Here is a 12073-nt window from a genome sequence, read left to right as displayed (position 1 = left end):
CAACCTGTGGGAACACATCGGGGGCGCAGGCGCCTCCTTCGCCGTCGGCACCGACACCGTCTACGCACTGACCCCGAACAAGGACGCCGTGTACCAGTACACCGGCATGGGAACGGCCTGGACCATGATCGGCAGCGCCGCGGACCAGATCTACGCCGGAGAGTGGGGACGAGGGCTCGTCGCCAGGAATCTCAACGCCTCCCTGAGGAGTTACCTCGGCACTCCCGGTACGTGGAAACTCACCGGAACCGCCGGGGCATCCTTCGCCGTCGCCACCGACACCGTCTACCGACTGGACTGGGACACCTTCACCGTCTCCCGCTACACCGGCGTCTCCATCACCTGGACCAAGATCGGCGACGCCGCACACTCCATCGTCGCCGGCGACATCTAGGACTTGTCCGATCATGTCGGGCTGCTCGGCTTTACGGTTCGGGGATGACAGTCAGCCGAAGGTGATCGACGCCGCCGAAGTCTTCTGCCTGGACTTCGACGGTTTGAGGTGTCAAAGCGAAGGGTGAAGCAGGGGCCCGAGTCGATGACCTGTTTCAGGTTCTCGCGGACGCTGTGGTCGGGAGAGGGCGAGAACACTGCCTCCCACTCGCCTGTGTTGGCGGTGGTCGTCGCTCTGATCGGGATTCGAGCCACGCAGGTGGATGGGTTGGCCCACCACTCCAGATGCGCCGTCTTCTCGTAGCGGTCCATGCCCCGAGCGGAGACGTCCGCGGCGCCGTCAGAAGCTCCAGTTGTAAAAGCCTCCACCTGTGCTCACCGCCGACACCGCGAGCCGGGCAACTCCCTTCAGGACCGCCAGGACGCCATGGTCGGTCATGTCGGCCCCGTCGGCGCTCTAGGGGCCGAAGCGTCCGTGACCCTCTCGATGCGAACGACCTTGACGCCCTGGGCCGCGACTGCTCGGCTCTGCCTGGGTCGACGGCAGACGGGATGGGAGCCTCCCCGCGCCCGCCATCTACGGGCCGGCACTCGCGAACGGTGCCCCCGCCATCCTGGAGCCTGAGTGCCCCCGCCGGAGGCATGTGTCTTTGCCTGTGCCTGGTGGGCGAGCCGTATAGCTGTCCCCTTGTAGCCCCGGCATGTATTTCGCCCCCTTGTGGGCGCGGGCGTCGACGGCGGGCCAGCCCCGGCGGCGAAGACGAGGAGGGGCAGGCCCGGCGGCGGCGACCGCGCCGCCGCGCTGTGCGCGGCCCCTTTTCGAACGACGTGAGAAGACTGATCAGTCCTTGAGGTGCCGGGAATCGTCAGGTGGCCCTGCCGCCGTCGATGTGCTCTTTCCCTTGGGCTCCGCCCACCTGGAGCGAGCGGAGCGAGCCTTGATGAAGGAGAGAAAGTCTTATCCCGTTGGGATGAGGTGCTGTCCGTCGTGGCTGCGTACGTGGGAGCCGTTGCCGTCCAAGGCGTCCAGGAGCCTGATGGCGAAGGCCTCGGACATGCGCTCGCTCGGGCGGCATTCTCGCCGGCTCGGTCATCCGCCGGGCGTGGCGCAGTGCGCGGAAAGCCGTCCTGCCTCCGCATGTGTTCGAGTCGCCCACTGGGAGGCGGGTGTACGACAACCGGCACACGCGCCTTACGAAGTGGCTCAATGACGGGATCCCGCCCGCCCAGGTGGCTGAATGGGCCGGCAACAGCGTGCCGGTATTGCTGGCCACCTACGCACGGTGCGTCGAGGGGCAGCTGCCTGACTTGAAACGGCGCCTGGAGGCCGCGGGAGGTCTCCCCGAGCCGCCCGGTGCGGGCTGACGCACCTCGCGGAAAACTTCGACACGTATTCGACAGGGCCACCCGCGAAAACCCGGTGACAGCCGGACGGCCCCGGACCTTCCCCATGATCGTCGGGGGAGTGTCCGGGGCTTCGTCGTGTCTCGCGAAACATGCTCTGACCAGCAAAAATGCCCTCCCGAAGGGAGGGCGGAGACTTGCGCCCCCGGCAGGACTCGAACCTGCGGCCAAGCGCTTAGAAGGCGCCTGCTCTATCCACTGAGCTACGGGGGCCGGTGTGGTGGCCTCGTACGTGCTGCCCGGGTGTGGGCTGATCCGTCACGCTGCCGGGGACAAGGATAGGGCTCCTGGTTCCTTGTCCTGGTTGCTTCGCCTCCGTGGCTCAATGTGGAGGTTCGGTGAAGCGGTCCTGATAATCGCAGGCAAGTGCGAATCGTGCATCGCTTTTGGCGTCCCGCGACACGGGTGTTGTGTACTCGTTATGCCTGGCCTGCGCCTCTGTCCCAGTCGCACCTTCCGTCCGATGTGTCCTATCGGCGCGCAGGCATGCCTATATGCTTCATAAATCCCCTAAAATTGGGCATTCTTCGCGTGTGGTGACCTTGGACGTAAGGCCTCAGCTGCTCGACGCACTCTCCGCCCTGCGCGACCGTGTCGCCGCCGCACGCTTTCCGCTGCCCCTGGCGGGCGCTCCACGCGCGCGTGCCAACCGCGACGAACTCCTCGCCCAGCTGGACGACTACCTGGTGCCCCGGCTCAAGCAGCCGGAGGCCCCGCTGCTCGCGGTGGTGGGGGGTTCCACCGGCGCGGGCAAGTCCACCCTCGTCAACTCCCTGGTGGGACGGCGGGTCAGCGAGGCGGGCGTGCTGCGGCCGACGACACGGACTCCGGTGCTCGTGTGTCACCCGGAGGACCAGCACTGGTTCAGCGGCATGCGCGTGCTACCGGGCCTCACCCGCGTGTGGACGCCCCATCGGGATTCCACGGAGGATCTGTTGCTGCCCGGCGAGGACGGCAGACGCGTGCTGCGCATCGAGACCGCCGACACGCTGCCGCCCGGCCTCGCCCTCCTCGACGCGCCGGACGTCGACTCCCTCGTCGCCGACAACCGCGTTCTCGCCGCCGAACTCATCTGCGCCGCCGACATCTGGGTGATGGTCACGACGGCCGCCCGCTACGCCGACGCCGTGCCCTGGCACCTGCTGCGCACGGCCAAGGAGTACGACGCCATGCTCGTGACCGTCCTGGACCGCGTGCCCCACCAGGTGGTCTCCGAGGTGTCCCGGCAGTACGGCGCCCTGCTCACCAAGGCCGGGCTCGGGGACGTCCCGCGCTTCACGGTTCCCGAACTGCCCGAGTCCGCCTGGGGCGGCGGGCTGCTGCCGGCCACCGCGGTGGCGCCGCTGCGCACCTGGCTGGCCCATCACGCCCAGGACCCCGCCGCCCGCCGCCACGCCCTGACCCGCACGGCGCACGGCGTGCTCGACTCCCTCAAGGCCCGCATGCCCGAACTTGCCGGCGCCGCCGCCGCGCAGTACGCGGCGGCCCTGCGGCTGACCTCGGCGGTCGAGACCGCGTACGACAGCGAGTACACGCGCGTGCGGGGCCGGATGCAGAGCGGTGCCGTGCTCGCGGGCGACGCCCTCAAACGCTGGCGGGCCTTCCCGCTGGACTGCACGGCCGGCGAACTTCTCGACGCCCTCTCGGAGAGCCTGACGACCCTTCTGCTGTGCGCCGTCGCCGCCGCCGACGAACGCGTCGACGAGGCCTGGCGCCGCGAACCCGCGGCACGGGCACCGGAGCTGACGGACCATGACGCCACCGTGGAGAGCGTCGAGCACCGGATCGGTCTCGCGGTACGGCGGTGGCGGCGCGAGCTCGACGAGTACGCCGAGGACGAGGTGCGCGGACTGGACCGCGGTGTCGCGCCGGATCCGGAGGCCGTCGCCGCCCTCGTCGCCACCGCGCTGCTGGGCGGCCGCAGGGCGCGATCCGCGGGCGAGGGACTCGCCGAACGGATCGGTGCGCACGGGGCGCTGCGGTTGCGCGACCGGGCCGGACGGCTGCTCGCCGAGCACCTCGACCGGGTCATGCACGCAGAACGCGAGCGCCGTCTCGCCCCCCTCGACGGACTCGAGGTCCACCCCGAACCCCAGGCCGAACTCATCGCCGCGCTGTCCGTACTGCAGAAGGAGAGGTGACCGGTGACCGCCGTCACTGACCAGGACCACACGGACCACACCGATCGCACCGATCGCACCGATCAAACGGATCGCGCGGAGCGCGCAGAACGGTCGGATCGCGCGGAGCGCACCGGACACCCGGACGGCCGCACGAGTGAGGGTGGCGACTGCGACGACGAGTGCGACAGCGTGGAGACCGGTACGCACGCGCACGCCGCCCGGGAGGCCGATCGCACCGGTGATCAGGAGGCGCCGGCGGCTGGCGGGCCGGCGAACGGGAGCCCGGCGGCGGAGGCCCGTCGCCGGGACGCCGAGGCCTCCCGCGACCGGCGGGACGCCGGTGAGGGGCCCCGTGCCGAGTCCGGGGCGGAGGGCGAGACGGCCTGGGACGACGGTCTCATCGCCCGCCGGGTGACCGAGGCGTCCGCCGCGGAGCACGCGGCCGCCAGGGAGTCCCGGAGCGGCAGAGCCGTCGGAGGAGTCGGAGGCGGAGGCGGAGGTGGAGGCGGCGGGTCCGCCGGAGGGGGAGGCGGCGGAGGAGCCCTGCCCTCGGCCCCGCTCGTCTACGACGGGCATCTGCGGTCCCGGCTCGAAGCCCTGCGCGAACTCGTGGGGCTCTCCCGTGCCCGTCTCGACAACAGGACCCTCGCCCGGGCCGGCCGGGTCCTCGACGAGGCGGCGGCCCGGCGCAGGCTCTCCGGGCAGCACACGGTCGTCGCCCTCGCCGGCGCCACCGGGAGCGGCAAGTCGCAGCTGTTCAACGCCCTCGCGGGAGTGAACATCTCGGAGACGGGCGTGCGCAGGCCGACCACCTCGGCGCCCGTCGCGTGCACCTGGAGCGACGGCGCGGCGACCCTCATCGACCGGCTCGGCATCCCGGGACGGCTGCGCAGGCGGCCGGTGCAGAGCGCGGAGGCGGAGGAGCAGCTGCGCGGGCTCGTCCTGATCGACCTGCCCGACCACGACTCCGCCGCCGTCGAGCACCGCGAGCAGGTCGACCGCGTTCTCGGGCTGGTCGACGCGGTCATCTGGGTCGTCGATCCGGAGAAGTACGCCGACGCCGTCCTGCACGAGCGCTATCTGCGGCCCATGGCGGGCCACGCGGAGGTCATGTTCATCGTCCTCAACCAGGTCGACCGGCTGCCGGGCGAGGCCGCCGAGCTGGTCCTCGACGACCTGCGGCGCCTCCTGGACGAGGACGGCGTGGCCCTCGGCGAGTACGGGGAGCCGGGCGCCACCGTGCTCGCCCTGTCGGCGCTGACCGGCGACGGCCTCCCGGAGCTGCGCGAACTGCTCGGCCAGTTCGTCGCGGAGCGCGGCGCGGCGGCGCGGCGTGTCGCCGCCGATCTGGACACCGCAGCGTGGCGGCTGCGTCCCGTCTACGCCACCGGGCGGCGCAGCGGACTGAGCGAGGAGGCGCGAGACGAGTTCGCGGACCGTCTGGCGGACGCCGTGGGGGCCACCGCGGCCGGTGAGGCGGCCGAGCGCGCCTGGCTGCGCAACGCGGGCCGCGCGTGCGGAACGCCGTGGCTGCGGCTGTGGCGCTGGCACCAGGACCGGCGCGACCCTCCCACCGGGCGGCTGGCGGTCACCGCCCAACCGGACGAGGAGGCCACGGCGCGTCAGCGTGTCGAGCAGGCGGTGCGCATCCTGTCCGAGCGGGCGTCGGCGGGGCTGCCCACGCCCTGGGCGCAGGCCGTGCGGGAGGCGGCCGTGCGCGGTGCGCAGGGGCTGCCCGAGGCGCTGGACGAGCTCACGGCGCGGGCCGGGCTGCCGCCCGGCCGGCCGCCCAGGCCCGGGTGGTGGCCGGTGGCCGTCATGGCTCAGGCGGCCATGACGCTCCTCCAGGTCGTCGGCGGGTTGTGGCTGGTCGGGCAGATCGCCGGGGTTCTGGCGCCCAATCTGGGGGTTCCGGTGCTGCTCATGGTGGCCGGCATCGTGGGCGGTCCGCTGGTCGAGTGGAGCTGTCGGATGGCGGCACGCGGCCCGGCCCGGCGTTACGGCCAGGACGCGGAACGCCGGCTGCGCGAGGCGGCGGCCGGGTGCGGCCGGGCGCGCGTGCTGGACCCGGTCGCCTCGGAACTGCTGCGGTACCGGGAGGTGCGGGAGCAGTACGCACGGGTCACGGGGGCTGCGGCCGGGGTGCGATGACGTCGGGTGGTCCGCGGGGGTGATCCGTCCGGGGGGACGTGTGTCACTCGTCCGGGTGGTGGCGTTTTCCCCAGGCCGGGGGTGGTCCACAGGGCCCGGCGGGTCCGGCTCGACGGAGGCAGTCTGGCTTCGCGGCGGTCGTGACGGACGCGGTCGTCGCGAGGCAGCCGACGGGGCGCGGTGCGTCCGCCCGCGACCGTCGCTGCGGACGCGGCCGTACGGGAGAGGCCCGTAGGCGTATCCGGGGGCGCGAGCGCCCGGTGAGGGAGGGGTTCGAGTGAACGAGACGATGGTCTGCGCGGTGGGCAACGTGGCGACGCAGCCGGTGTTCCGGGAACTGGCGTCGGGGGCGTCGGCGAGGTTCCGGCTGGCGGTGACGGCGCGCTACTGGGACCGCGAGAAGAGCGCCTGGACCGATGGGCACACCAACTTCTTCACGGTGTGGTCCAACCGGCAGTTGGCCTCGAACGCGATGGCCTCGCTGAACGTCGGCGACCCGGTCGTCGTGCAAGGCAGGCTGAAGGTGCGCACGGAGTCGCGTGAGGGGCAGCAGGGCTGGACGTCGGCGGACATCGACGCCGTGGCGATCGGGCACGACCTCGCCCGGGGCACGTCGGCCTTCCGGCGTTCGGGCCGCCCCGAGCCGGCCGCCGCCGGCGCGCCGACGCGGCCGGAGCCCGACTGGGAGACGCCGGCGGCGAGTTCCCCCGGGCCCGACGGTGCGGCGCACCCCACGGAACCCGCGCATCCCGCCGACCCCGCTCATCCGGCCGGCTCGCCGCCTCCGGCCGGCTCCGCTCCTCCGGCGGATTCCGTGAAGTCGAGGCCTCAGACCCGGCGGCGCCGCGAGCCGGCGGCCGCGGCGATGGCGGCGGCGACGTGAGGCGGGACCCGGCGGCAGCGTGAGGCGTGACCTGGCGGCGACGTCAGGCGGGACCTTGCGGGGCGCCGGATGGGATGATCCGCTGCGCGAGGGAACGGACCGGTGACACAGCGTCAGAGGCACCGGGCCGTGAAGGCCGACCGAGTTGCGGCTTATCGGTGAATGCGCTCCGCGGCTCCGAGTGTATTTGTCGATAAGCCCGGCCGGACGTCGATCTTGGGGATAACGATTCCGAGTCGGATCGTCGATCCGATGAGATGACCGGCAAGCGCGGTGCGCCGCGTCTCTAGGATGCCGGACGTGGCTCACGGGGCTTCAGATTCTGCAGGTGGGACCGTACCCCCCACGTGAACGGGTCCTGCTCGAAGGGGAATTGTGTGATTTCTTCGTTCTCTGCGCGGTTCTCGCGCGGACGGGGCGCGGTCCGCCTCGCCGTGGCGACGTTGGTGTCCGGCTTCGTCGCGGCGGGCCTCGCCGTCGGCGCGGGCACGGCGACGGCCGCCGAGATGACGCAGAGTCAGGGCGGGGCCACGGCGACGATAGGCGGCCTCAAGACCTTCGGCGCGGCCGTGATCCACGCCGACGGCGGGGACCAGGAGGTGTCGGCCGGTCTGTTCGAGATGTCCGTCGAGGGCGGCGGCACCCTGCAGACCTACTGCGTCGACCTCTACAACCCCACGCAGCGGGACGCCAGATATCACGAGACGCCGTGGAGCGGCACCTCGCTCGGCGCCAACCGGGACGCGGGCCGCATCCGCTGGATCCTGCAGAACTCCTACCCCCAGGTGAACGACCTCGCCTCGCTCGCCCACAAGGCCGGCATCGACGGCGGTCTCACCGAGCAGGACGCCGCCGCCGGCACCCAGGTCGCCATCTGGCGCTACTCGGACGGCGCCGACGTCGACGCCGTCGACCCGCGGGCCGAGCGACTCGCGGACTACCTCCAGAAGGCCGCCCGGCCCGTGGCGGAGCCGCAGGGCTCCCTCACCCTCGACGCGCCCGCCGTCTCGGGCCGGCCCGGCGAGCGGCTCGGCCCGGTGACGGTGCACACCGAGGCGAGCGCCGTGACGGTGTCGCCTCCGCCGGACGCCGCCACCAGCGGCGTGCGGATCGTCGGCAAGGACGGCGCGGTGGTCACGTCCGCGGCGGACGGCAGCCAGCTGTTCTTCGACGTGCCCGCCGACGCGGCCCCCGGCTCGGCGGCGCTGACCGTGCAGGCCTCCACGACCGTCCCCGTCGGTCGGGCGTTCACCTCGGAGAGCCGCAGCCAGACCCAGATCCTGGCCGGCTCCAGCGAGTCGACGGTGTCGGCGACGGCGAGCGCGGCGTGGGCGCGGCAGGGCGCCCTGCCGGCGCTGTCCGCCGCGAAGAACTGCGCGAAGTCCGGCGTGGACCTCACCGCCGTCAACCGAGGCGACGAGGTCTTCGTCTACGAGCTGATGGGCGTCGACCACACCGTCCCGGCCGGCGCGTCCCGGACGGTGACGATCCCGCTCCAGGAGGACCAGGCCTACGACTTCACGATCGCCGACCCGCAAGGCGTCGGCTACCGGTTCACCGGCGTCCTGGACTGCCGGACTCAGGCCGACGAGACCGCCGGCCTGACCACCCAGACCCTCAGCGAGCCCAGCCCCGCCACGGTGGGCGGCACGTTCGACGACAAGGGCGTCGACCTCGCCGCGACGGGCGGCGCCGGCGCCACCCCCCTCATCGCGGGCACCGCCATCGGCCTGGTGATCATCGGTGGCGCGGCCCTGATCCTGATCGGCCGCAAGGACGCCCGGCCCCACGACTGACCCGCCCACGGCGCCCAGTTCGCGTATATCGGTTCGCGGTCGGCAACGCGACAGGACAGGATGCCGTGATGGTCAATCCCTTCGTGCCCAGCCGTCGCGACGCCGAGGGCGGCCCGTACACCTGCCCCTGCTGCGGCTTCCTGACGCTCGGGGAACGCGGATGCTTCGAGATCTGCCCCGTCTGCTTCTGGGAGGACGACGGGCAGGACGACCACGACGCCGACCGGGTCCGGGGCGGACCGAACGGCCGATTGAGCCTCACGGAGGCACGCCGCAACTTTCGCATCATGGGCGCCAGTGACGAGCGGCGTACCCGGCACGTCCGCGATCCCCTCCCCCACGAGCGCCCAGCGGACTGACGTCACCGCGCGGCCGGGACGCCGACGCCCCGGCTCCACGGCCCGGCGCGGTCCGCGCCCGGTCCCCGTGGACGGGGTCTCACACCCCCGGGGCGGTGTCCGCGTCGCTCGTGGCGCGAATGTACTCGGCGAGCGCGGCCGAGCCGTCCCGCAGGGTGACGTGCACGCCGCCCGGCGGGGCGGTGGTGTCCGTGACCGCTACCGCGGCGGGGTGTGCGCCGTGGACGAGGAGGTCGGTCAGGCTCATGTCGGGCCGTGGGCCGAGCTGTTCGGGCCAGGCCAGCACGGCCGGCGGCTGTCCGGGGTCGGAGAGTTCCAGAGCGCGCAGCGGCGCCCCGAGCCCGACGCCGAGGGCCTTGAGGACGGCCTCCTTGCGCGTCCAGGTGCGCAGGAAGGCGGCCTTGCGCGCGGCGGGCGGGCGGCCGTACAGCGCGGCGAGTTCGGATGCGGCGAGCGCGACGCGGGCGGCCGGGTCCACGTCCAGGCGGACGTCCGCCTCCTCGACGTCGAGGCCCACCCGTCCGTTCTCGCAGACGGCGACGCCGATCACGGCGCCGCTGTGCGCGACGGAGAAGTCGGGCCCGGGCCCGCTCCAGGGCGAGCCGTGCGGGGGCGGCTCGAGCCGGACCTTGCCGTGCGGTCCGCCGCAGCGCGGGCACACGCGCCGCAGGGGAACGTCCGCCGCGGGCACGCCCACCAGTGCGCCCAGGACGAGTCGGCTCAGCGCGCAGCCCACCAGGAACCGCCCGCGGTCGGCCGGGGCGGCGGTCGCGTCGTGGCGGCGGCGCTCCACCGGGTCGAGAAGGGCCAGGAGACCCGGGTGGGCGTCGGTCAGGCCGGCCCACCACACGTGCACGGGGTGTCCTGGCACCGCGTCTCGTCCCGCCGGTGGAGGGGAGGGTGCGGTCAGTGCACGGCGCGCAGCATGCGCGTCACGTTGATGCGCGTGGGCGAGAGGCCGAGTTCCACGCTCTGCATCATGCGCTCGCCGTTCAGCCGGCCGTACGCGAGGAGATCCACGTTCGCCAGACTGAATTCGGGCCAGGTGTGAATGCTCAGATGCGAGGCGGAAAGCAGGAGAATTGCCGTGACGGCGCCGTTCGGGAAAACATGCGACGCCTCACCGAGCACCGTGGCGTTTCCCTTTTCGGCGGCTGTGCGCAGCACCTTGAGGAGGCGCTCCTCGTCGGTCAGGATGCTGTGGTCGCTCACCCATACGTCGACGGCATAAGAGCAGAGATCGTCGACGTTTATGCCCTCGGTGGCGAGGTTGGCGGAGTTGGTCATGGGGAACCGGGGGTGACGAACAGTTGCCCCCGTCTCCTTTCCTATAGGCGCTCGGTGGTGCCCAGAGTAGCATCCGGGGCGCAGGGGGGCTCGCGCGCAGACTGCGTCAAGGGGGCAGGGGGCGGGCGCGACGGATTCGACGCAGAACCGCCCGGCGTATTCCGGAATGCATTTCCCCGATATCACCGGACGGTTCCGGAAAACCTCCGGGACCACATTCGGGACGGCGAGGCGGGGATCGTCACGGAATGCCGTCCTCCGCGGGTGAATTCCGCACCGTTGCCCTGCCGCTCGCCCCGGCGTTTCCCCCGCCGTTTCCCCTGTCGTTCCCCGCACCGGGTGCGGGACCGGTCGCCTCTGAGTCGGCCCGTATACTCGAGGGTCCCGGAATCCACTGATCAGCTTGCCTGGAGCAGCATTGTGACCAACGCGCGTCGGCACCCTCGGAGCACCCCCGCCGATTCCGTGCTCACGGAAGTCGCGGACGCCGTCCGGCTCCAGGAGGGCCCGCCGGGAGTGCGGTCCGTCCTGCGCGCCCTGCGCCGGCTCGCCCCGGCGTCCACGAAGGAGCTCAGCCGCGCGACCGGCCTGCCCGTTCCGATCGTGGCCGCCCTGGGCAACGAGCTGCGCCGCCGGGGTCTGGTCACCGAGGCGCGCCCCTCGCGGCTGACCGAGGCCGGTGCGGACCTGGTCGCCCGGCTGGGCATGGACCTCGTCCTCGACGCCACCTGCCGGGCCTGCGACGGCCGTGAGCTGGTCATCCCCGACGTGCTGGACGAGGCCGTGACGCGGCTGCGCGCGCTCATGGAGTCCGGGCCCGCCGCCGACATGGCGATCGACCAGTCGCACTGCACGGCCGAGACGAAGGTGCGCCGGGTCCTCGCGCTGCTCACGGCGGGCGCGCTGCCGGGTGGTTCGCTGCTGCTGATCGGCGACGACGACCTGGTGTCCCTGGCCGTCGCCGTGGTCGGCGACGTGCTCGGCGGGCCCATCGTGGAGCGGGTCACCGTCGTGGACATCTCGCCGGAGATCCTCGACCACATCCAGAAGACCGCGGCCGGCCTCGGCACCCGCATCGAGACCGTCCAGCACGATCTGCGCCGTCCGCTGCCCGCCGAGCTCCACGGGCAGCACGACGTGGCCATGACCGACCCGCCGTACACGCCGGAGGGCGCCCGGCTCTTCCTCTCCCGTGCCGTGGAGGGCCTGCGGCCCGGTCCGGCGCACAGCGTCTTCTTCTCCTTCGGCGGCAAGAGCCCGGACGAGATGCTGGAGGTGCAGCGGGAGATCATGGAGCTCGGCCTGGTCACCAACGGCTACGTCCGCAACTTCAACGAGTACGAGGGCAGCGGCATCCTCGGCGGCGTCGGCTTCTTCCAGCACCTCCTCACCACCACCTCGACCGCCTCCCGGCAGGGCGAGTTCAGCGGCCCCCTGTACACCGGCGACAAGCGGACCCGGCAGCGCGAGTACACGTGCGCTGCCTGCGACGCGCGGATCCGGGTCGGCCCCGGCGCCCGCTGGACCTCGGTCGCCGCCCTGCGCGAGGACGGCTGCCCGCAGTGCGGCAAGGGCCCCTTCCGCCCCGGCCGCCTGGTCCCGGCGGAGGAACCGCCCGCGCCGGCCGCGGAGCTCCCGGCCCAGCCGCCCACCGCCACCCCGGCCCCGGCCCCGGCC

The 12073-nt window shown here is 72.6% G+C and carries 8 protein-coding genes, 1 tRNA gene and 2 pseudogenes; 7 read left to right on the top strand and 4 right to left on the bottom strand.

From position 1 onward, the window contains the following. A partial coding sequence (locus tag KMS84_RS26310; protein WP_256918934.1) for a hypothetical protein occupies positions 1-394 on the top strand: 394 nt, incomplete at its 5' end. A 957-nt stretch (positions 395-1351) separates the two neighbouring features. Here the strand turns inward: KMS84_RS26310 and KMS84_RS26305 are convergent. Both KMS84_RS26305 and KMS84_RS26300 read right to left on the bottom strand, forming a co-directional pair. Further along, positions 1352-1459 (bottom strand): annotated as a pseudogene (locus KMS84_RS26305) (NUDIX hydrolase); the annotation flags it as partial. Positions 1460-1937: 478 nt separating this feature from the next. Beyond that, positions 1938-2010 (bottom strand) — tRNA-Arg (locus KMS84_RS26300). A 320-nt stretch (positions 2011-2330) separates the two neighbouring features. Here KMS84_RS26300 and KMS84_RS26295 point away from each other — a divergent pair. The 5 genes and pseudogenes from KMS84_RS26295 to KMS84_RS26275 all read left to right on the top strand — a co-directional run bounded on the left by KMS84_RS26295 (position 2331) and on the right by KMS84_RS26275 (position 9109). Further along, positions 2331-3938, top strand: a complete 1608-nt coding sequence (locus tag KMS84_RS26295) for a dynamin family protein (protein WP_256918933.1) — start codon at positions 2331-2333, stop codon at positions 3936-3938. Positions 3939-3941: 3 nt separating this feature from the next. Continuing rightward, complete coding sequence (locus KMS84_RS26290; RefSeq protein ID WP_256918932.1) at positions 3942-6071, top strand: GTPase; 2130 nt, start codon at positions 3942-3944, stop codon at positions 6069-6071. Between the two features lie 277 nt (positions 6072-6348). After that, positions 6349-6777, top strand: a pseudogene (locus KMS84_RS26285) (single-stranded DNA-binding protein); the annotation flags it as partial. Between the two features lie 554 nt (positions 6778-7331). Further along, positions 7332-8750, top strand: a complete 1419-nt coding sequence (locus KMS84_RS26280; RefSeq protein WP_256918930.1) for a TQXA domain-containing protein — start codon at positions 7332-7334, stop codon at positions 8748-8750. 68 nt (positions 8751-8818) lie between these two features. Then, entirely contained in the window at positions 8819-9109 is a 291-nt protein-coding gene (locus tag KMS84_RS26275; protein WP_256918929.1) for a CPCC family cysteine-rich protein, read from the top strand. 79 nt (positions 9110-9188) lie between these two features. Here the strand turns inward: KMS84_RS26275 and KMS84_RS26270 are convergent, their stop codons facing one another. Then, positions 9189-9980: a 4'-phosphopantetheinyl transferase superfamily protein gene (locus KMS84_RS26270; RefSeq protein WP_256918928.1), complete on the bottom strand. Its 792-nt coding sequence runs from the start codon at positions 9978-9980 to the stop codon at positions 9189-9191. A gap of 35 nt (positions 9981-10015) precedes the next feature. Continuing rightward, positions 10016-10396, bottom strand: a complete 381-nt coding sequence (locus KMS84_RS26265; protein ID WP_256918927.1) for an S-adenosylmethionine decarboxylase family protein — start codon at positions 10394-10396, stop codon at positions 10016-10018. Between the two features lie 465 nt (positions 10397-10861). Between KMS84_RS26265 and KMS84_RS26260 the strand changes: the two genes are divergently transcribed. Next, on the top strand, positions 10862-12073 hold a 1212-nt coding region (locus KMS84_RS26260), incomplete at its 3' end, for a bis-aminopropyl spermidine synthase family protein (RefSeq protein ID WP_256918926.1).

This window comes from Streptomyces hilarionis (genome assembly GCF_024539675.1).
Classification (GTDB): domain Bacteria; phylum Actinomycetota; class Actinomycetes; order Streptomycetales; family Streptomycetaceae; genus Streptomyces; species Streptomyces hilarionis.
This window is presented reverse-complemented; position numbering and strand designations above follow the sequence as displayed.

Bases quoted from the DNA above. Each gene is read 5' to 3' on its own strand.
- KMS84_RS26275 (WP_256918929.1), top strand. From the start codon at position 8,819: ATGGTCAATCCCTTCGTGCCCAGCCGTCGCGACGCCGAGGGCGGCCCG.
- KMS84_RS26265 (WP_256918927.1), bottom strand. From the start codon at position 10,396: ATGACCAACTCCGCCAACCTCGCCACCGAGGGCATAAACGTCGACGAT.